Origin of the sequence: Colwellia sp. MB3u-4 (assembly GCF_014077065.1) — a bacterium.
Classification (GTDB): Bacteria; Pseudomonadota; Gammaproteobacteria; order Enterobacterales; family Alteromonadaceae; genus Cognaticolwellia.
On the sequence record NZ_JACGVE010000089.1, the window covers coordinates 315,779 to 337,567 of the forward strand.

At 40.6% G+C, this 21,789-nt stretch carries 18 protein-coding genes and 1 pseudogene; 12 read left to right on the plus strand and 7 right to left on the minus strand.

The features are described from left to right. Positions 1 to 3 precede the first annotated feature (3 nt). Complete coding sequence (locus H4J61_RS17060; protein ID WP_220460879.1) at positions 4 to 291, minus strand: hypothetical protein; 288 nt, start codon at positions 289 to 291, stop codon at positions 4 to 6. A 283-nt stretch (positions 292 to 574) separates the two neighbouring features. Between H4J61_RS17060 and tesB the strand changes: the two genes are divergently transcribed. Continuing rightward, positions 575 to 1,432 (plus strand): acyl-CoA thioesterase II, encoded by an 858-nt coding sequence (gene tesB / locus H4J61_RS17065; RefSeq protein WP_182137154.1) that lies wholly within the window; start codon positions 575 to 577, stop codon positions 1,430 to 1,432. Positions 1,433 to 1,447: 15 nt separating this feature from the next. On the opposite strand, the gene H4J61_RS17070 is transcribed toward tesB, so the two are convergent. Then, complete coding sequence (locus H4J61_RS17070; RefSeq protein ID WP_182186470.1) at positions 1,448 to 2,701, minus strand: mechanosensitive ion channel family protein; 1,254 nt, start codon at positions 2,699 to 2,701, stop codon at positions 1,448 to 1,450. Continuing rightward, positions 2,701 to 3,606 carry an acyltransferase gene (locus H4J61_RS17075; RefSeq protein WP_182186472.1) on the minus strand — a complete coding sequence of 302 codons (906 nt, stop codon included), beginning with the start codon at positions 3,604 to 3,606 and terminating at the stop codon, positions 2,701 to 2,703. The genes H4J61_RS17070 and H4J61_RS17075 overlap by 1 nt, the downstream gene beginning before the upstream one ends. Before the next feature lie 434 nt (positions 3,607 to 4,040). Here H4J61_RS17075 and proB point away from each other — a divergent pair, with 434 nt between their 5' ends. Continuing rightward, complete coding sequence (proB, locus tag H4J61_RS17080) at positions 4,041 to 5,150, plus strand: glutamate 5-kinase (protein WP_182186474.1); 1,110 nt, start codon at positions 4,041 to 4,043, stop codon at positions 5,148 to 5,150. 76 nt (positions 5,151 to 5,226) lie between these two features. Here the strand turns inward: proB and H4J61_RS17085 are convergent, their stop codons facing one another. Both H4J61_RS17085 and ilvC read right to left on the minus strand, forming a co-directional pair. After that, on the minus strand, positions 5,227 to 5,544 hold the full coding sequence (locus H4J61_RS17085) for a pyrimidine/purine nucleoside phosphorylase (protein ID WP_182137150.1): 318 nt from the start codon (positions 5,542 to 5,544) through the stop codon (positions 5,227 to 5,229). Between the two features lie 102 nt (positions 5,545 to 5,646). Next, positions 5,647 to 7,131 (minus strand): ketol-acid reductoisomerase, encoded by a 1,485-nt coding sequence (gene ilvC, locus H4J61_RS17090; protein ID WP_182137149.1) that lies wholly within the window; start codon positions 7,129 to 7,131, stop codon positions 5,647 to 5,649. 172 nt (positions 7,132 to 7,303) lie between these two features. On the opposite strand from ilvC, the gene ilvY reads away from it, so the two are divergent. Both ilvY and H4J61_RS17100 read left to right on the plus strand, forming a co-directional pair. After that, positions 7,304 to 8,179: an HTH-type transcriptional activator IlvY gene (gene ilvY, locus H4J61_RS17095; protein WP_182186476.1), complete on the plus strand. Its 876-nt coding sequence runs from the start codon at positions 7,304 to 7,306 to the stop codon at positions 8,177 to 8,179. A gap of 82 nt (positions 8,180 to 8,261) precedes the next feature. After that, complete coding sequence (locus H4J61_RS17100; RefSeq protein WP_182186478.1) at positions 8,262 to 9,164, plus strand: aspartyl protease family protein; 903 nt, start codon at positions 8,262 to 8,264, stop codon at positions 9,162 to 9,164. Between the two features lie 16 nt (positions 9,165 to 9,180). On the opposite strand, the gene H4J61_RS17105 is transcribed toward H4J61_RS17100, so the two are convergent. Further along, positions 9,181 to 10,704 carry a YifB family Mg chelatase-like AAA ATPase gene (locus tag H4J61_RS17105; RefSeq protein ID WP_182186481.1) on the minus strand — a complete coding sequence of 508 codons (1,524 nt, stop codon included), beginning with the start codon at positions 10,702 to 10,704 and terminating at the stop codon, positions 9,181 to 9,183. A gap of 529 nt (positions 10,705 to 11,233) precedes the next feature. Between H4J61_RS17105 and ilvG the strand changes: the two genes are divergently transcribed. The 6 genes and pseudogenes from ilvG to H4J61_RS18010 all read left to right on the plus strand — a co-directional run bounded on the left by ilvG (position 11,234) and on the right by H4J61_RS18010 (position 18,161). Further along, the gene (ilvG, locus tag H4J61_RS17110) at positions 11,234 to 12,898 is read left to right on the plus strand and encodes an acetolactate synthase 2 catalytic subunit (RefSeq protein ID WP_182137146.1); all 1,665 of its coding nucleotides are present in this window, start codon (positions 11,234 to 11,236) and stop codon (positions 12,896 to 12,898) included. Next, the gene (gene ilvM, locus H4J61_RS17115; RefSeq protein ID WP_182137145.1) at positions 12,899 to 13,141 is read left to right on the plus strand and encodes an acetolactate synthase 2 small subunit; all 243 of its coding nucleotides are present in this window, start codon (positions 12,899 to 12,901) and stop codon (positions 13,139 to 13,141) included. Between the two features lie 112 nt (positions 13,142 to 13,253). Beyond that, entirely contained in the window at positions 13,254 to 14,180 is a 927-nt protein-coding gene (locus H4J61_RS17120; protein ID WP_182137144.1) for a branched-chain amino acid transaminase, read from the plus strand. Between the two features lie 277 nt (positions 14,181 to 14,457). Beyond that, positions 14,458 to 14,826, plus strand: a pseudogene (locus H4J61_RS17125) (dihydroxy-acid dehydratase); the annotation flags it as partial. Positions 14,827 to 14,863: 37 nt separating this feature from the next. Continuing rightward, positions 14,864 to 16,444, plus strand: a complete 1,581-nt coding sequence (gene ilvA, locus H4J61_RS17130) for a threonine ammonia-lyase, biosynthetic (protein ID WP_220460878.1) — start codon at positions 14,864 to 14,866, stop codon at positions 16,442 to 16,444. A 115-nt stretch (positions 16,445 to 16,559) separates the two neighbouring features. After that, on the plus strand, positions 16,560 to 18,161 hold the full coding sequence (locus H4J61_RS18010; RefSeq protein ID WP_259363423.1) for a DUF418 domain-containing protein: 1,602 nt from the start codon (positions 16,560 to 16,562) through the stop codon (positions 18,159 to 18,161). 53 nt (positions 18,162 to 18,214) lie between these two features. Here the strand turns inward: H4J61_RS18010 and H4J61_RS17140 are convergent, their stop codons facing one another. Then, positions 18,215 to 18,466 (minus strand): ubiquinone biosynthesis accessory factor UbiK, encoded by a 252-nt coding sequence (locus tag H4J61_RS17140; protein WP_182137143.1) that lies wholly within the window; start codon positions 18,464 to 18,466, stop codon positions 18,215 to 18,217. 176 nt (positions 18,467 to 18,642) lie between these two features. Here H4J61_RS17140 and rep point away from each other — a divergent pair, with 176 nt between their 5' ends. Together rep and H4J61_RS17150 are read left to right on the plus strand one after the other, a co-directional pair. After that, positions 18,643 to 20,661, plus strand: coding sequence for a DNA helicase Rep (gene rep / locus H4J61_RS17145; protein ID WP_182137142.1), 2,019 nt, complete (start codon positions 18,643 to 18,645; stop codon positions 20,659 to 20,661). A gap of 133 nt (positions 20,662 to 20,794) precedes the next feature. Next, entirely contained in the window at positions 20,795 to 21,781 is a 987-nt protein-coding gene (locus H4J61_RS17150) for a GGDEF domain-containing protein (protein WP_182186483.1), read from the plus strand. The last annotated feature ends 8 nt before the right edge of the window (positions 21,782 to 21,789 follow it).

Below are 21,789 nucleotides of genomic sequence, written 5' to 3' on the forward strand. Positions count from 1 at the left end.
GAACTAGGCTCTAATGACAATACTGGGCAAGGTACTAATTTCACCATCATCAGCAATCGTTGCGGCATTATTATCACATAACAAAATGGCGATATTGCCAGATTTACTATGACGAATAAAAGATAGGTCATAGCCAAATTGTGCCAGACTATTGGTGGCAAATTTTTGTGCCAGCGACAATTTATCCCACAAGTTTGATTGCTGCGGCGTATATTGACGTCTTTCTAGTAATGCTTCTCGTTCAAAAACTGCGTGCACAATAGCCTCTTTTTTTACATTGTTACGATACATTGCTGCGATACATTCTTACGATACATTACTACGACATAATATTATAAATATCATGTATCTATTGATAAAAACATAGCTTAGATGATAACAACATAGCTGAGATTTTTGTCAATATCAATAGTTAAGTTGTTACTACTTGCTAACCATTTTGTTAATGGCCTGAGATGATTTATTACTAATATTGTTTCAAAAGTGCGGGTTTAAAAATTTAGTACGTTATGTTTAAAGCTATAGCAGGTTATAATGCTTTTAATTGGTCACGATTAATTAGAGTTATATTTTTATGAGTCAGGTATTAAAAGATCTTTCTACGTTGTTGAAACTAGAAGTAATAGAGCAAGGTATTTATCGCGGTGAAAGCCAAGATTTAGGCTTTAAAGCCTTATTTGGTGGCCAAGTGATGGGGCAAGCATTGTCAGCAGCACAAGAGACTGTGGCAGTAACTCATAATGTGCACTCATTCCATTCCTATTTTTTAAGACCGGGCGATGCCACTAAACCTGTGGTTTACCAAGTAGAAAATATTCGTGATGGCCGCAGCTTTAGCACTCGACGTGTCAACGCTATTCAAAATGGTCAGGCTATTTTTTACATGACCGCCTCATTTCAACAGCATGAGCAGGGTTTTGATCACCAAGATGTTATGCCACTGGTGCCGGGTCCTGAAGAGTTAAAGTCATATACAGATTTTATTTTCGACCATCAAGCGTCTATTCCAGAAGAAATCCGTGGTAAATTTTTATCTGAAAAACCGATCGAAACAAGACCAGTCGAGCAGTATAACTGGCTAAAACCAGAAAGAACGGACGCTAAGTGTCATATGTGGATAAAGTCTAATGGTAACTTACCTGATGATCTTCGTATCCATACCTATTTATTAGCTTATTCTTCGGACTTTTCTTTTTTACCAACGGCTTTATTTCCACATGGTGTAAGCTACTGGCAGCCAAATTTTCAACTGGCCACGATAGATCACTCCATGTGGTTTCATCGCCCATTTCGTATCGATGAATGGCTACTTTACTGTATTGATAGCCCGTCAGCGAGTAGTGGCCGTGGCCTAGTAAGAGGACAAATATTTAACCGTGCAGGTTTATTAGTTGCCTCTACTATGCAAGAAGGCGTTATGCGTCAGCGTTAGCCTTGGCGTTATGCGTTATGCGTTAGCATTTTGCCAGTCGTAGCCACTGGGGTGTTGAAACACTCTTAAATCAAAAAGTGGCGCGGCAGCATATAGATGGTCGAATATATCTGCTTGTATCGCTTCATAGTTAACCCAATCTTGGTCACTACTGAAAAAGTATAACTCCAGCGGCAAGCCAACCTCTGTTGCCTGTAGTTGCCTGACCATACAGGTCATCTCATGATGCACCTTTGGATGTTGTTTTAAATAGGCGCTGATATAAGCTCGAAAGGTGCCAATATTGGTTAACTGTCGAGTGTTTATTATGGCGGCAGTATTGGCATTACCTGTGACTTCTTGTGCCGCTTGTTGGCGAATTTCAGTTTGCTTGTCAGCAAGGTAGCCCGCAATTAGTTGCACTGACTTTAACGTTTCAAGCTGTTCTGAGTTATAAAATTTAATACTGCTAAGATCAATAACAATAGCGCGTTTAATTCTTCTACCGCCTGAATTTAGCATACCGCGCCAGTTTTTAAATGAGTCGCTAGTTAATGCATAAGTAGGCACTGTTGTGACGGTATTATCAAAATTCTTCACTTTTACCGTGTTTAACCCTATCTCAATAACATCGCCATCAGCGCCATATTTGGGTAACTCAATCCAATCGCCCGGGGCGACCATTTTGTTAGCTGAAATTTGAATACTCGCCACTAAACCTTTAATCGTATCTTGAAATACTAAAATTAACACCGCAGTTAACGCACCTAAACCACTGAGTAAGTAGAGTGGTGAACGGTCTAATAGTAGCGAAGTTGCCAGTATTGTTGCCACTAAATACACCACAAGTTTAATCACTTGCAAGGTTGAGTTTAATGGTAAATAGCGTTCGCTAGCTTTTTGTTGATAAAGACTATTGATCACATTGAGTAATGCACTAATGCTGCGCGCAACCTGAAAGCAAATGCCAACTTTTGCAAATACCATGAGAACAACGGCAAGCAAAGACTCTGCCTCTAAGAAAAATGGCGTCAGTAATAACAATAAGACAAAAGGCACCAGCAAGGAGATACGTGAAAATACTTGATGATCAAATAAGTGATCATCCCAGGTATTTTTTGATGTGCTAATTAATTTATGAATAACCGCAAGTACATAGTTTTTCGCAATATAAAAACTAACACTGCAGAATAGTAAAATTAACAAACAACCAATAACAACACTACTTAAGGTTATGTATGGCGCCTGAATACCTTGTTCAGTTAACCATGAGGTGATTATAACCTGCATTACATATCCTTCTTAGCTTGTGCTTCAAGTTGGAGCATTTTTTTATCTTTATCAAGCCAAAGTTGGTTAACCCACTTTTGAAACTGAATTTTATAAGCCCGATCATTAACATAATCCCCCTTGAGTGACTCATCAATATCTTGAGTTTCAATGGCAATATTTATCTGTTTAATTTTTCCTGACAAAAAATCAAACAATTTTGGTGTGCCATCAGGATAGTAAATAGTGACGTTAACCACTTTACTTAGATTACCTTTCATTGCTTGCAGGACAAAACCAATACCACCCGCTTTTGGTTTTAATAGTCGTTGAAAAGGCGAGTGCTGTTGTTGATGTTTTTCTGCTGTAAAGCGTGTACCTTCTATAAAATTCATCACACTCACGGGTTTGTGTTTAAATTTTTCACAAGCCTTTTTTGTCGTGTCGATATCCTTACCGATTAGGTGCGGGTTTTTCTTTAAAAAATGTTGGCTATAACGTTTCATAAAAGGAAAATCGAGCGCCCACCAAGCCAAGCCCAGCAAAGGGACATAAATTAACTCTTTCTTTAAAAAAAACTTTAAGAAGGGTATTTTACCGTGTAAAACGCGTTGTAATACTAGGATATCAATCCAGCTCTGATGATTACTAATCACCAGGTACCAGTCTTTCATTTTTAACTTTTCTAAACCCGTGACATTTATTTGTGTTTTGGTGAATACTTTTTGAATAAAGGTATTGCAGAGCACCCAATTGCTCGCCAACTGATCCAGTAAATAACTGAAGAATTTTTGCCATTGACTCAAGGGCACTAATGCCTTTAGTAGCGAGCATATAAGTATGGGTATAAGCCAGAGTATAGTGTTGGCAATATACAAAATAACAGAGATACAACCAATAACTGGGCCAGGTAAAAAATGTAACATATAAAAAACCAAAACTTTCAAGATGATAATTACTGCTTATAATCTTAATGGGTTTTAGTCTTATTTTCAGTAAAAATCGTTAAAAACTTATGTGATAGGCGACAAAAAACTTAGGTTGGCTTTATTTGTCGTGCAGCTTGAAATGGTAATGAAAGCTAAAAAAATGATATTTGTCATTAGTTTTTCAACGTAAGGTTGACACTAGCTTCAATACTCCTTGGTGTTAGCATAGAACAAGCTAGTTGGCTAAAAACGCATCATAAATTTATTACTACGGGTTTTTGCCGAGTAAATTACAATTTTAACATAGCAAAATAATGGTTTAAGAGAGCTAATGCTATAAAGCATGAGAAAATAGCAGATATAGATATAAATTAATTGCATATCAACTACTTTTCAAGGCAAGCTAAGCAAATACAAAATAGGGGGTTATCATGAAGTTTAAACGTGTGGTGATAAAGGTTGGCAGTGCTTTAGTGGCTCCAGATGCCAATGGCTGTAGCGGTAAATATATCCTTGGTATTGCTCGCTTTATTACTCAATGCCAGCAAGCAGGTAAAGAAGTTATTTTGGTTTCATCTGGCAGTGTTGCCGCGGGCAGAAGTTTGATTGTGCACGGCTCTCCCAACCCCTCAATTCCTACTAAACAGGCAATGGCTGCTGTTGGACAAATGAAAATGATGGCGAATTGGCAACGTTTTTTTGATGTGCCATGCAGTCAGCTCTTGATAACTCATGGCGATTTAAAAGATCGCCAACGTTATATTAATATTAAAAACACCTTAAGAATATTACTAGCCAATGGCATTATTCCTATTGTTAACGAAAACGATACCGTGGCCACAGAAGAGTTAAAAGTCGGTGATAATGATAACTTAGCGGCATTAGTTGCCTTGGTCAGTGAAGCAGACAGTTTATTTATTTTAAGTGATGTTGATGGCGTTTTTGAAGCAGATCCCCGCTTAAATCCACAAGCTAAATTAATTCCTGTTATCGCCAAAATCGACGAAGCAGTTTATGCCATGGCTGGCGCCACCAACAATCCTTTGGCTACCGGCGGCATGAAAACAAAAATTCAAGCGGCGGAAAAAGCGGTAGAAAATGGTATTGACACTTATATCTTAAATGGCAGTCGAGGCGAAGTATTTGAACAAATTTTACGTGGTGATAACCCAGGTACGCACTTTATCGCTCAACAAGGTGCAACACGGGCCCGTAAACATTGGTTAAAGCACACCTTAAAAAGTAATGGCAAGGTGTTATTAGACGCTGGCGCTGTCAGTGCGTTAACCAAGCAAGGAGCGTCTTTGTTACCATCCGGGGTGGCTGAGGTTAGCGGCGATTTTCAAGCCGGCGACTGTATTGATATTTATGATGCTAAAAATGCTCAACAGATCGCCAAAGGTATCAGCCAATATAATGCGCGAGATTTACAGCGAATTAAAGGCAGTAAAAGTGACAATATTGCGGCTTTGCTTGGTTGTTGTCCCAGTAAGGTGGTTATTCACCGTGACGATATGGTGGTGTTAAGCGCAGAACAATAGGATATTTTAGGTGAGATCAAAATAAGGGTCAAAGACCCTTATTTAATCGTTATTCGCTTTTAACTGCTAATGCATATTACTCAGCAATATACGAACAGCAATAGTCGGTTAATTCACTTACTTTAACATCAAAGGATGCATTGGCAGGCACATTAAAGGCTTGATTGGCGGTAATGGTTTGCCACGTATCACTGCCTGGCAATAGTACACTAAGCGTACCTTGTTGAATTTCCATTAATTCTTTTTCTGCAGTGGCAAAAGTATATTCACCCGGCATCATAATGCCTAAGGTTTTAGTCGAGCCATCTGCAAAAGTGACTTTTCTGCTCGTCACTTGGCCATCAAAATAAATACTGGCCACTGATGAAATACTGACGTTATTGAATTGTGTCATTAATCTTCCCTTTTATTCTTACTAAAACAGCACGTTCGCGCTGGATAAAAAAAGCGGTGTTGCCAATTGTGCCAACACCGCTGGTAATAAATACGTTAACTATTAACTATTCGCTTCAACTATTCGCTTCATATCAGTCATGTAGCCGCGTAATTCTTTACCAATAGCTTCTACACCATGGCTGCGAATAGCGTCGTTAACTTCGATTAAACGCGCGTTATCAACACCATTAGAGCTAGATTTTAAACCTTCACCTAATTCTTCTAAGGTTAATTTGCTCGCAAAGCCTTCCAATAAAGGTACAGCAGCGTGCGAGAATAGGTAGTTACCGTACTCTGCTGTATCAGAAATCACCACGTTCATTTCGTATAACATGTTGCGGGCGATAGTGTTAGCAATTAACGGCGTTTCATGTAGCGACTCGTAGTATGCAGAAGCATTGATAATGCCTGAGTCAACCATAGCATCAAAGGCTAATTCAACACCCGCTTTTACCATAGCGACAACGAAAATACCTTTGTCGTAATATTCTTGCTCAGAAATTTCGGTATCACATGTTGGTGCTTTTTCGAAAGACGTTTCAGCGGTCTCTTCACGCCATTTTAATAGGTTAGCATCACCGTTGTCCCAGTCTGCCATCATACCGGCAGAGAAACGACCTTCGATGATGTCATCCATATGCTTTTGGAATAAAGGACGTAAAATCTCTTTTAATTCTAACGACATATCAAAGGCTTTAATTTTAGCTGGGTTAGATAAACGGTCCATCATGTTAGTAATGCCGCCATACTTTAAGCCTTCAGTAACCCCTTCGATGCCGTATTGTAATAATTTACGTGCATAACCTGCTTCAACACCCTGAGCCAACAATTGCTTGTGACCTAAAATAGCGGCTGTTTGCAACATACCACATAGGATGGTTTGCTCGCCCATTAAGTCTGACTTAACTTCTGCGATGAATGAAGAGGCTAAAACACCAGCGCGATCGCCACCCGTTGCTGAAGCATAGGCTTTTGCGATAGCCCAACCATTACCTTGAGGATCGTTCTCAGGATGAACAGCGATAAGTGTTGGCACACCAAAACCACGTTTGTATTCTTCACGCACTTCAGTACCAGGACATTTAGGGGCAACCATCACCACAGTAATGTCAGAGCGAATCTGCATGCCTTCTTCAACAATGTTGAAACCGTGAGAGTAAGCTAAAGAAGAACCTTCTTTCATCAGTGGCATAACGGCACTAACCGCTGACGTATGTTGCTTATCTGGTGTAAGATTTAACACTAAATCGGCTTGTGGAATTAATTCTTGATAAGTGCCTACAGTAAAACCATTGTCGCTTGCCCACTGATAAGATTGACGTTTTTCTGCAATGGCAGCATCACGTAAGGCATAAGAGATGTTTAAACCGGAGTCGCGCATATTCAGGCCTTGGTTAAGGCCTTGAGCGCCACAACCAACAATAACAATATTCCAATCTTTAATGAAATTACAACCATCACTAAACTCTTCACGATTCATGAAGCGACATTTACCTAACTGTGCTAGTTTTTCGCGTAAACTCAATGTATTGAAATAGTTAGCCATTTTGCTCTCCTGTACTTGGTTATTGACCAAGAAAATTAGTTAAGTGGTCAATTTGTTGACCTTAGCGCTATCATAGCGAAAATATATCGTTGCTTAAAATGATATATTTGCATTGCAGTGTTGCAATATTTGCAATACAGTTTCTCAACGCTATTTACCTTTAAGGATTTTTGTGGAATTAAAGTCATTGCGGATGTTTGTTGATTTAGCGAAATCATTACATTTTGGCAAAACCGCTGAACTTCATCACGTCAGCCCTTCAACATTAAGCCGAGTAGTCCAGCGCTTAGAGCTTGAACTCGGCAGTGCATTATTACACCGAGATAACCGCACTGTGGTGTTAAGTGAGGCAGGGAAACAGTTTTTACAATTTGCTGAGCAACAACTTGAGCAGTGGCAGTTACTACAGCTTTCACTGAATCAAAAACAAGCAGAATTACAAGGCAAGTTGCATATTTATTGTTCTGTAACCGCCGCCTATAGTCACTTGCCACCATTACTTGAACGTTTTCGACAACAGCACCCGCTGGTTGAAATTATGCTAACAACGGGTGACGCCGCCGACGCATTAGAGCAAGTTGAAAAGCAAGCGGTTGATTTTGCCATTGCCGCTAAACCTGAGCAGCTGTCGCGCATTTTTACTTTTCACCATCTGGCAAAAATACCCTTATCAGTAATTGCGCCCACTATGGTGTGTCAAGTTCAGCAGCAAATTCAGCACGACTTTGTTTGGTCTGACATACCGATTATTTTGCCCGAGCACGGCCCAGCACGAAAACGTTTTGAATATTGGTTTCGTAAGAAACAACAAGGTAAAGCCTATATTTACGCCACGGTTTCTGGTCATGAAGCCTTGGTCAGTATGGTGGCTTTAGGGTGTGGTGTCGGTATTGTGCCAAGAGTGGTAGTAGAAAATAGTCCGGTGAAAGACCGAGTGCAATATTTAGCCGATGTCGGTGAAATTGAGCCCTTTGACCTAGGTATTTGCTGTTTAAACCAGAGCAAGGAAAAACCGCTGATTCAGGCATTTTTTGATGCGATAAAATAACATCATCATATAAAAATAAATTCAGTGATTGTATTATTGGTTTTTGATCTCGTGAGACAAATTTTATAAGGAAATAATAACAATGTTCAAGTTGAGGTTTTTATGGCTAGGTTTTTTATGTTTTTTTTCACCTCTGTCTTTCTCTGGGGTCACCGAATGGATCGATTTTAAGTTAGTTGATGGCCATGTCAAAATTCCAGTCGTGGTATCAGGTATTGACGGTTACGCCATACTTGACACCGGAGCACAAATTAATAGTATTAATAGTGCCTTTATGCAAAAAAATGGCCTTGAATTTAGCACAGGAACAAAAATTAAAGTGCAGGGGGTTTATGACACTGAAACCAGAAAAACTTATAATAACGTGCCGGTTAATTTACTGGGCGCAGATTTTTCGTTGGATAATGTCGTTGAGAGTTTTATCGGTCATCATAGTAATCAGTTACTGCTCGGCGCTGGCTTTTTCAACAACTTTGTTGTGCAACTTGATTACCCCAAGAAAAAAATACGGCTAATTACCCGTGACGCAATAGACATGCAAAAACTCGCCAACGTGAAAATGAAATTTGACAAATATTCACGACAACCTATTGTCAATGTGCGACTTAATAATGAGAAGTCTGTCTGGTTAGTACTAGATACCGGTAATTCTGGAGGGCTAATGTTAAAAAGATCAACAGCCGAGCATTTTGATTGGTTGAGTAAGTTTGAGATAAAGAGTGGCATCTCTAATGGCATCAATGCTGCAGGTATTCATCAAGTATTTCGCCTGCCAGTCATCAAAATTGGCCCCTATGAATTAGAAAATGTACTCACTAGTGTGCCCGGTAAAAACCAATCCGCTAACCTTTCTTCTCAAGGTAGTCAGCTTGGCAGCCGTATAAAAGGGAAAAGCATTAAAGGATTACTGGGTTATGATGTACTTAAACATTTCATTGTTACCCTTGATTACAAAGGTGGCCATATGCACATCGTTGCACCTTAAAGATTAAAATGCCCTGCTATAGCGCAATAGCGTCGGTTAAATGGCGTAATATTCTATCCATAGCGCGATACGACAAGGCTTCGATTAAGTGTTTGCGTTCGATAAGCTCGAGCGCTTCCATATCGGCCAGTGTTCTAGCAATTTTTAGTATTTTATGATGTGCTCTGGTCGATAGATTGAGTTTTTCAATCGCTAATTCTAAAAATTCATTATCATCAGGAACCAGTTGGCAGAAGCTTCTAACTTCAGCACTACTGAGTTGTGCGTTTGCTTTGCCTTGGCGTAAAATTTGTTTTTGGTGACAAATGCTGACCCGTTTTTGAATAGTGCTACTCGACTCACCTTTGCCATCATCGTTCGCCCACATGCCTCGCGGTAACCTAGTGACTTCAATTTGAATATCAATACGATCTAAAAATGGCCCAGAAAGTCGATTAAGGTAACGTAAAACCTGCTCTGGTGTACTACGCTTGTCATTGTAAAATCCGGTTGGGCTTGGGTTCATAGCGGCGACTAGTTGAAACTGTGCGGGGAAAGTTTGTTTAACCAATGCACGTGAAATGGTGACTTCGCCAGATTCCATCGGTTCGCGTAACACGTCGAGTACTTTGCGCTCAAATTCAGGTAATTCGTCGAGAAAGAGTACGCCGTTATGGGCTAATGAAATTTCACCTGGCTGCGGATAACTGCCGCCACCAACGAGGGCAGCTGAAGATGCCGTATGATGCGGCGCGCGAAACGGCCGTGTTAACCATGACTCAGGACTTATATTTTCATGGCAAATCGATTGAATAGCGGCACTGGATAACGCCTCCTGCTCGGTCATAGGAGGTAAAATGCCAGGCAAACGACTGGCGAGCATAGTTTTCCCTGTACCAGGAGGCCCAATAAATAGTAGGTTATGACGGCCACTAGCGGCAATTTCTAGCGCTCGCTTAGCCAATGGTTGACCAACAACGTCGGCAATATCGTGCACACTCTTGGTTATATAGGTTTGTAGCACTCTTGTTTGCACCAGTGGCAAGCTTTGTTGTTTTAGAAAATGTGGAAAGAGTTGCTTTAAATGTGACAGGCTTAATATTTTTACTTGTTGTACCCAACTCGCTTGTTCGGCGTTTACCGTCGGTATTACCAGTGTTCGGCCACTTTCTTTGCAAGCCATTGCCATAGGTATTTCACCAATAATAGCGCGAAGCTCACCCGACAAGGCTAATTCGCCAGCAAATTCATATTGGTTTAAATCTGCTTCAGGAAGCTGGGCAGCGGCGGCAAGAATACCTATGGCAATGGGCAGATCGAAGCGACCGCCCTCTTTGGGTAAATCAGCCGGCGCTAAATTTACCGTAATACGCTTAGCGGGAAATTCATAACCGCAATTAAGAATGGCGCTACGCACGCGGTCTTTGGCTTCTCTGACCGAGGTTTCAGGTAAGCCAACAATATTAAAGGCTGGCAAGCCATTGGCTAAATGCACTTCTACCGTGACTAAGGGCGACTCAAGTCCAACACGAGCTCGACTGAAAACACAGGCTAAAGCCATAAAAATCCATTTTTATTTTAACGATTGCTTTTCGCAAGTGTAGCTAAATAATATCGTTTTCGCTAAAAATAAAACTACTAAATAAAACTACTAATAACGCAGAGAAAAAATGACAGTTATAACTAAGAAGATAGTTTTAACTAAAAAGCTCTAACAAAAATACTTGCGCTTGTTATTAGAGCTATGGTACTAATTTAAATAGGCTAGACATTACTAGCCTTGAAATTGATTAACTGAAGAAAATACAGATTAACATGAAACATTATAACTCAATGATTATTAACGTCCTCATCGTGGTGATTCTTAAATCGCTGCGGGGGTAATTGTTGAGCTAAAGAAAATAAAAAATCTTAAAATAACAAACCCCCCGCTCCGCAAGGACCGGGGGGTTTGTCGTTATTAAACCGCGCGTAGCGCACAAGCATTATTAACTTTTGGGAGCATACTTGTACATCACAACATAGTTACAGGGTATTATGAATAATATATCACCCGTGCATAAAATGTGATCGCATAGTAAAACAAAGACATGACAACTGAAAAAAAATTAACCGGCGCAGGCTTATTATTTAATGTGCTAGAGCAGCATGGCGTTGAGCATGTTTTTGGCTATCCTGGTGGCGCAATAATGCCAATCTACGATGCGCTTTACGATAGTAAAGTGGAGCACTTTTTATGTCGACATGAGCAAGGTGCGGCATTTTCTGCCGTAGGTTATGCCAGAGCCTCCGGTAAAGTGGGTGTCTGTTTTGCCACATCAGGTCCGGGCGCGACTAACTTGATCACCGGCCTGGCTGATGCCTTGGCAGATTCAATTCCTGTTGTTGCCATTACTGGGCAGGTAGCCACGGCTGCTATGGGCTCTGATGCCTTTCAAGAAATTGATATTTTTGGTTTATCACTTGCCTGTACCAAGCACTCTTTTCAAGTTACCGATATTAATGATTTAGCAAAAGTGCTACACCAAGCCTTTGCTATTGCGTTAGAAGGCAGACAAGGACCGGTATTAGTTGATATTCCTAAAGATATTCAAATCACAGAAGTTAACCGCTCTTTAGATGAATTAGTCAACTTAGAAAACAAAGTGAAATTACCGCCCGCGAATGTGGGTAGTGCTATCGCCTTATTAAATCAAGCCAAGCAACCTATTCTCTATGTTGGCGGTGGTGTTGGTATGGCCAATGCTATCGACGAGTTACGCGATTTTGCTAAAATAACAGGTTTGCCGAGCGTTTCCACCCTCAAAGGTTTAGGCGCCATTGACCCTGAAGATGAAAATTACCTTGGCATGTTGGGTATGCATGGTACTAAGGCGGCGAATATCGCGGTACAAGAATGTGATTTGTTGATTGCCGTAGGAGCACGTTTTGATGATCGCGTTACCGGTAAGTTAAATGAATTTGCGCCACATGCGAAAGTGATTCATTTTGATATTGATACCTCAGAAATTAATAAACGCAGAATTGCCGATGCCTCAATATTAGGCGACTTAAAGGTTAATTTACCTGCACTCGCTATTCCATTAGCCATCAAACCTTGGCAAGCCGTCTGTCATGAAATGAATAACAACTTTGCTTGGGATTATAACCATCCAGGGGAGTCAATTTTTGCGCCTGCTGTGTTAAAAGAAATTAGCGATAAAATGCCAGAAAATAGCTGCGTAACCACAGATGTTGGACAGCATCAAATGTGGGCAGCACAACACATGGTGTTTGATGACCCCAGTAACTTTTTAACCAGTGCCGGCATGGGCACTATGGGCTTTGGTATACCCGCAGCAGTGGGTGCACAAGTGAGTCGGCCAACAGACTGTATTATTGCCGTTTCCGGTGATGGCTCTTTTATGATGAATGTGCAAGAGCTGTCAACGATTAAGCGTTTTCAATTGCCCGTTAAAATCGTACTTATTGATAATGCCAAGTTAGGCATGGTGCGCCAATGGCAAGACCTATTTTTCAATGGCCGATTAAGTGAAACTGATTTAGCCGATAACCCTGACTTTATTATGCTAGCCAATGCCTTTGATATTAAAGCAAAAATGATCACCAAAAAGTCAGAAGTAAGCGCCGCCATCGAAGAAATGCTTGAGCATGACGGACCTTACCTTTTACAAGTTAAAATTGATGCACAAGAAAATGTCTGGCCGCTTGTACCGCCGAACACCGCTAACGATAAAATGATGGAGAGTACCTAAATGAATAACTATCAATTAATGATCACAGCGGATGATAAGCAAGTGGTACTTGAACGCATTTTACAAGTGACTCGCTATCGCGGTTTTTTAATCAGTGGTATAAACGCAAAAGTTAACACGGGTACTAACATAGGCACTATTGAATTATTGGTCAGAAGCGAACGTCCGATTGAACTTTTGGTTGATCAAATTAATAAACTAATCGACATCAAAGAAGTCAAGGTAGACAATAGCGCATCATAGCAGTGCAACGCACATCGCTAGATTAAAACTAATCACAACCACTAATACAGCTTAATCAGTTAAGCTTTATTAGTGGTTGGCTGATCAATACGCATAAAATTTAGGAATAAAAATGGCAAAAGTTAACGCAGAATTAATTTGGTTTAATGGAGAACTTATGCCGTGGCAAAATGCTACGGTGCATGTCATGAGCCATGCTTTACATTACGGCTCATCAGTATTTGAAGGTATTCGTGCTTATAATACCCATAAAGGCACTTGTATTTTTCGCTTAGAAGAGCATATCGACCGTTTATTTGATTCAGCAAAAATTTATCGCATGAACATCCCTTTCACGAAAGCAGAAATCATTCAAGCGTGTAAAGATGCCGTCGTAAAAAATAATTTGAAATCAGCCTACTTAAGACCCTTAGCCTTTTTAGGTGATATTGGTATGGGTCTTCGTCCACCGATTGACGCCGTAGCGGATGTTATGATTGCCGCCTTTAGCTGGGAAGCCTACTTAGGCGCTGATGCCATTGAAAATGGTGTTGAAGTGGGGGTGTCCAGTTGGAACAGACTTGCTCCTAATACTATGCCAACCGCAGCAAAAGCCGGTGGTAACTATTTGTCTTCACAGTTAATTTCTACTGAAGCCGCTCGCCATGGCTATGCCGAGGGCGTGGCTTTAGATGTTAATAACATGGTCAGTGAAGGCGCAGGGCAAAATTTATTTTTAATTCGCAAAGGAATTATTTATACCCCGCCAGGTACCGCGTCGATTTTACAAGGTTTGACCCGTGACACCGTATTCGTCCTTGCCAAGCAATTAGGCTACGAAGTGCGTGAAGAATCAATTTCTCGTGAATCTTTATACCTCGCCGATGAATTTTTCATGTGTGGCACCGCAACTGAAGTGGTTCCTGTAAAGTCAGTCGACGGTTTGCCTGTGGGTAATGGTTCGCGTGGCCCTATCACTAAAGCACTACAAGAAGCATTTTTTGGTATTTTTGATGGCAGTACCAAAGTGCCTGAAGGCTGGTTAGACAAGGTAGAGTAAAGCTCAGTTTTCAACGCTAAATAGACTCAATCTATATTTAGTGCTCGCTGATTTCGCCCCCGTAACATCTCTGTTCGGGGCTTTAGTTAGTTTGGCGATATGCCGATATTAACTTGATGTAAGTCACTTAAATGTTCAGCGTTTTTCGATTGATGAACGCTGAACAAATCCAAAAAATAATAGTTATGTTAAAAGCGCATTATCGAGTGAATTTTTAACATAATTTTTAACATTTATCGCGCTTATTAATAGCCATATATATACAGGAACTAAGGTCATGCCAAGATTAAGATCAGCAACTTCTACTCAAGGCCGAAATATGGCCGGAGCTCGGGCGCTTTGGCGCGCTACGGGGATGACAGATGGTGATTTTGGTAAACCTATTATTGCGGTCGTGAACTCTTTTACCCAATTGGTACCCGGCCATGTGCATTTGAAAGATATGGGTCATAGCGGCATGCTTTATAGCTTGCCATCACGCGATTTAATTGCCGATTCAGTGGACTACATGATCAGCGCTCACTGTGCTGATGCCATGGTCTGTATTTCAAACTGTGACCCAATGGAAGCGGGTAAAACTAAGCTCTCTGATCAAATTATCAAACTGGATTTAGTTGACGCCATGATCCAAGGCGCAGTGCGTAATCGTGAATTACTGGATGGCAATTTTAATGGTGACAACAATGACTGATGCAGAACAAGTAGAATTAGTAAAAGCCCAGGCTATACAAGGGCAAGGTTTAGACTATTTACGCAAGATATTGCTTGCGCCAGTTTATGATGTAGCGATTGAATCACCGCTAACGCCATTAACTAAATTATCAGCACGTTTAGGTAATGAAATTTTTCTTAAACGAGAAGATCAACAACCGGTACATTCTTTTAAATTACGTGGTGCTTATAACAAATTAGTCAACTTGTCTGAGCAGCAATGCTTAGACGGCGTTATTGCTGCATCTGCAGGTAATCACGCACAAGGCTTAGCATTAGCGGCGAATAAATTAGGTGTTAAAGCCACCATTGTCATGCCCATTACCACACCTGATATCAAGGTGGATAATGTACGGCGTTTTGGTGCCGATGTGCGCTTAGTGGGTAAGAACTTTAATGAGGCACAACAAGCCGCTATAGCCTATGCCCAAGCTGAAAATAAAACTGTAGTACCGCCGTTTGATGATGTTGACATTATTGCTGGTCAAGGTACGGTGGCAAAAGAGTTATTACAACAACACCCTCACACAGATGCGGTGTTTATTCCTGTCGGTGGTGGTGGTTTATTAGCAGGTATGTCAGTTTACCTAAAACAATTACAACCCCATATTAAAGTTATTGGTGTTGAGGCCGAAGATTCTGCCTGTTTAAAAGCAGCATTTGCCGCCGGCAAACCGGTTGATTTGGACCAAGTTGGCTTATTTGCTGATGGGGTTGCCGTTAAGCGTATTGGTGAGCATACCTTTGATTTAATTAAGCATTACTGTGACGATGTCATAACAGTGACGACCGATGAAATTTGTGCGTCGATAAAAGATATTTTTGAACAAACGCGAGTTATTGCAGAACCCGCTGGCGCATTATCCTTAGCAGGATTACAAAAATATTGTCACACTAGTCAAGGTAACGAGTCTTTGGTAGCGATTCTTTCTGGCGCCAATATGAACTTTCATACCTTGCGCTATATCTCAGAACGTTGTGAATTAAGTGAGCAAAAAGAAGCGGTGTTTGCGGTCAAAATACCAGAAGAAAAAGGCAGTTTTAGAAACTTTTGTAAGGCACTTGCTGGACGAGTGATCACTGAATTTAATTACCGTTATGCCGACAACGCTGAGCTAACAAACCAAGCGCAACGTGCCAATATTTTTGTTGGTGTGCGCCTAAGTGGTGAAGCTACTGACCGAAAAAATTTAATACAAAGCTTGCAGCAACAAGATTATGAATTAGCTGACTTTACGGAAAATGAATTAGCTAAACTGCATGTCAGATACATGATTGGCGGTAAAAATGAATTGTCAGCGCAAGAACGTATTTTTCGCTTTCAATTTCCTGAATATCCGGGCGCGTTAGAGAAGTTTCTCGATACTTTGGGTGAGCATTACAACATTACCTTGTTCCATTATCGTAACCACGGTGCAGCTTTTGGCCAAGTGTTAGCCGGCTTTGAAGTACAAAAAACCCAGGAAACTGATTTTTTTGCGCACTTAAAAGCGCTCGATTATGAGTGGCAAGAAGAAACTGACAACCAGGCTTATCAAGCCTTTCTTACCTGATTTTTTGTTGATGTTATTTTTGTAAAAAAAGCAGCGTAAAGCTGCTTTTTTTTAAAGTTTTTTATATTATTTAGACAAATTTAAAGCTAAAAATCTTAATAAAAAAGGAAATTTTATGTCAAACATTCAAGCCAATGTGCCTGAGTCGAGTGCCTCTTTAAGTCCAAGAATTGAAAACTTAACACCGATTACCATCAGCGAACGTATTGATGCCATGGACATTCTTAGGGGCTTGGCGCTGATTGGCATTCTGTTAATGAACATTGAGTGGTTTAACCGTGCCATTAGTAGTTTAGGCAGCCAAGACACCAGTTTAACCGGTCTAGATCATGCCATTGGCTGGCTCATTCGTTGTTTTGTTGAAGGTAAGTTTTATACCTTATTTGCTTTATTATTCGGCATGGGGTTTGCGGTGATGTTGATTAGAGCGAAAGCCGCTAAGCGACCCTTTGGCGCTTGGTTTTCGCGCCGTATGCTAGTGTTAATGGTCTTTGGTTTTCTACATATGGTGTTTTTATGGGGGGGTGATATTCTTCATGATTACGGTTTTACCGGCTTGTTACTATTGGCTTGGGTGACCTTACTTAAAAAGCCGCTATTTAAGCCCTATGATAATCCAACATCATTTTTAAAATTAGCCCTGGTGTGGCTGTCGGTGCCTATTTTACTTTCTGTAATCAGCGGTATTGGCTTTGGGTTAAGCCATAGTACTGAAGATTTGACCGCCCAATGGCATGAACAAATAAAAGTAGCTGAACGTGTTGAAGCGATAAATTTAGCCCAGACAACATCCGCTCAACAAAACAGTGAAGCGCTAACAACAACGCAAGCATTAATAGCAGCAAGCACAATACCTGATATCAAGGGAGATATTGAGTCATCAAGCTTAGCTTCAGATCCAAGCTCAAGCCCAGCCCTAGCTACAACCTCAGCGCCAGTAAAACCGACAACCGCTATCACTGACAGCGTTGAAACTGCACTGGAACTTTTTCCTCAAGCATCAATAGAACTGCAGGCGCAAGCCATAGTCGCTCAGCAAGCCGAAATGCAAGCCGCGGTGCTAGAAGAAAATAAGGTTTTTACTGAAGGTAACTATTGGCAGGCGACAGAGTTTCGTCTTAATTTCGCCTTATTTATGCTGACGTTTACCCTACCCTTTGCTTTTACCATGCTACTGCCAATATTTATTTTAGGTTATTGGTTAGTGTCTAGCTCGATAATGAAACACTATCAAGAGCACGCGCTCGCTTTCAAAATTATGGCCTATCTCGGCCTTGGGTTAGGCACTGTATTGGAAGTCGGTGGCTTGTTAGTCGCACAACATCCGGTGGCAAAGCAAGTGATGTTATTACAAGTGGTCGGTGAAACATTATTTTTTATTGGCCAGTTTGTCATGACGGCGGGCTATTTTGGCTTAATCATGGCTTTATTAACTACTCAGAAATGGCGCAAGCGTTTAGCCGCATTCATTCCTATGGGCAGAATGGCATTAACCAATTACATTATGCATTCAGTGATTTTAACGACAATATTTTATGGTTACGCAGGCGGCTATTTTGGTGAGATATCACGGGCACCACAAATGTTAATTGCTTTCGCTATTATTGTGCTGCAACTGCGGTTGTCACGCTGGTGGTTAACTCACTACGCCTTTGGGCCATTAGAATGGCTGTGGCGCTGTTTATCTTATAAAAAAATACAAACTATGCGCCTATAATAAATGCACTATTTTGTTAGGCCTGTTATTACTTTAAGGCGGTAAACACAGGGCTATTTTTCGGCTAACTTTACTTCTAAGGCCGTAACTTTTGCTTCAAGATCGGTCAATTTAGCGCGGGTTTTAATTAACACTTGGGTTTGCACATCGAATTCTTCACGGGTTACTACATCAAGTTGTGACAATTTACGCTGCAAAACCATTTTAGTGCGATCTTCCATATCATTGGCAAAATCTTTTAATCCGTCAGGCATTGAATCAGTGACTTGTTTGGCGAGTTCTTCTATTTTTTTAGCACTAATCATGAGAAAGTTCTTTTTTGGTAAATAGTAAAGTTATTGTAAGCGCTTTTCATCATAATATCTGCATTAAAGCTGCTAAAAAATTACCTAACTAGAAAGAAAGTTGATGTTGTCTTGTTATAAAAACAGGTAAAATCGACGGCGACTATCTTATTCATCAATTGAGTTAAAGCCCAGCAATGAAATTAAACCCAGGTCAAAATGAAGCAAAAAAATATGTTGAAGGTCCATGCTTAGTATTAGCGGGCGCAGGCAGTGGTAAAACTGGGGTTATTTGTCAGAAAATTGCGTACTTAATTCAAAATTGCGGTTATAAAGCTAAACATATTGCGGCGGTAACCTTTACCAATAAAGCGGCGCGTGAAATGAAAGAGCGGGTGGTTAAGATGATGGATAAGTCACTAACCCGTGGCTTAACTGTTTCTACCTTCCACTCATTGGGCTTAGACATTATTCGTAAAGAATTAAAAACCTTAGGTTACAAGCCCGGCTTTACCTTGTTTGATGATCAAGACAGCCTGGCATTATTAAAGGAGCTTACCCAAGAGCAACTTGAGGGCGATAAAGATTTATTAAATAAATTGCAGACAATGATTTCCCATTGGAAAAATGAATTGTTACTGCCAGACGCCGCGATGAAACATGCTAGTGATGCTGATGCCCAACTTTTTGCCGAATTTTATGCCCTGTATCAAAAGCATATGAAAGCCTATAACGCGCTAGACTTTGATGACTTGATCTTAATTCCAACACTGTTAATGCGAAATTACCCAGAAGTACGAACGCGTTGGCAGCAAAAAATTCAATATATGTTAGTGGACGAATATCAAGATACTAATGCCAGTCAATATGAATTAATCAAGCAGATCACTGGTGAGCAAGGCTTGTTGACCGTAGTGGGTGATGATGACCAATCAATATACTCATGGCGTGGCGCTAAACCGCAAAATTTAGTGCTATTAGGTAAAGACTATCCCAATCTTAAGCTGATTAAGCTTGAGCAAAACTACCGTTCCAGTGGCCGTATTTTAAAATGTGCCAATACGCTGATTGCTAATAACCCGCATGTTTATGACAAAGCGCTATTTAGTGAGCTCAATTACGGCGTGGCGTTACGGGTGCTACAAACTAAAAATGAAGACCACGAGGTTGAGCGCGTGGTAGGTGAATTAATTGGCCACCGCTTTTTAAATAAGAGTAAATATAAAGATTATGCGATTTTATATCGTGGTAATCATCAGGCGCGCTTACTTGAAAAAGCGCTAATGACCAACCGTATACCTTATAAAATCAACGGTGGCACCTCGTTTTTCTCTCGTGCTGAAATCAAAGATATGATGGCGTTTCTAAGGCTGTTAGTAAATCCAGACGATGATAATGCCTTTTTACGGATTGTGAATGTTCCACGCCGAGAGATTGGCCCAACCACGCTAGAAAAACTGGGTAGCTACGCTAATATGCGTCAAATTAGTATGTTTACCGCTAGTTTCGAATTAGGCTTAGAGCAACATCTGGGTGGTCGCGGTCTGATCAGTGTGCAAAAATTTACCCGTTGGTTAGTCGAAACCGCCGATCATGCCGAGCGTGGCGATACCTCTGTGGTGTTGCGCTCAATGGTGCGTGAAATTAACTATGAAGATTGGTTATACGATAGCTCACCGAGCGCAAAAGCGGCTGAAATGCGTATGAAAAACGTGACCCAGTTGTTTAGTTGGGTAACGCAAATGCTCGAAGGTGTAGAAGATGAAGAACCCATGACCTTAGCGCAAGTAGTTACACGCTTAACCTTGCGTGACATGATGGAGCGCAATGAGGATGAAGAAGATACTGACCAAGTTCAGTTAATGACCTTGCATGGTTCAAAAGGCCTAGAATTTCCTTATGTTTTTCTCATTGGCATGGAAGAAGGTTTATTGCCTCATCAAACCAGTATGGATGAGGGTAATGTAGAAGAAGAACGTCGTTTAGCCTATGTTGGCATTACACGGGCCAAGCGAGAGTTAATATTTACTTATGCCCGAGAACGGCGACAGTATGGCGAAGTTTCTCGTACAGAAGCCAGTCGGTTTTTACATGAATTACCACAAGATGATTTAAGCTGGGAGTTAACGCAAACTAAGCAAAGTATAGAAAAAAAGCAAGCTACGGCACAAATGGGCGTAGCGGGTTTACGAGAGATGTTAAAAAATAAAAAATAATATACACTGCTATGACTCTTATTTAGCAATTTGCATCATCTATATGAATTATTTATATCACTTTTTTATCTTAAAAGTTCATGGCTAAGTTAATATCTTCAAGAAAATAACCAGTGGAATAAAGGGAAGTTAAATGACAAAACGTTCAGCAGCAGAAAAAATGCTACTAACATTCAGTGCGTTGGCGGCTATTGCCATTTCGCCATTTGTTTATTTGCGCTGGCTTGATGGTGATATGGTCATGGCCTCTATAGATGCCGCACTTGTGGTTGTGACCGCTGTTTTCTTTGTATTTGTTTATTTTACCCGTAAGGTCAATACTGCAAAACTGGCATTCACCATCTTCCTTTCTCTTGCTATTGTGACTATCGTGGTTATACGTGGACAATCACATTTATTTTGGTTGTACCCCGCTATAATCTCATTTTACTATATATTGCCCGTGCGGCCAGCTAGCATAATATGTTTTATCGCTATTATGGTCATTGCTATTACATTATTACCGATTACCGGTACCTTAGAGTTTTTAACCATCAGCCTTACCTTATCTTTAACCGCAGTGTTTTCTTATATAATATTTGATAACTACGATAAAACCAATAGTAAGTTGGCCTTATTAGCCAGTATTGACCCCTTAACCTCGTCGGGTAATCGCCGGGCCTTAGACCAAACACTGGAAAATATTATTGCTGATCAAAAGAGAGCGGCTTCTAACGTCTCATTATTGTTATTAGATTTAGATCATTTTAAGAAAATTAATGATGATTATGGTCATGCTAATGGCGATATAGTATTGGTTGAGTTGGTCGCCTTGATTCAAAAACATAGTAGATCAATGGATGCTTTATATCGTTATGGTGGTGAAGAGTTTATTATTTTACCCTTAAAAGTTGACGTTACCGAGGCTAAACAAGTGGCAGAAAAGTTACGGGCTTTAGTCGAAAAAACTACTTTTTCTGATGACATACCCGTGACTGTGTCTATTGGTATCGCACAATATCGACAGGGTGAAACCGCTGAAGCTTGGATCAGTCGAGCAGATGCGGCGTTATATCTAGCAAAAGATAATGGCCGTAATTGTGTGGTGGTAGAGAAAATAGTGGCAGAGAAGGCTAGCTAGACCATAGA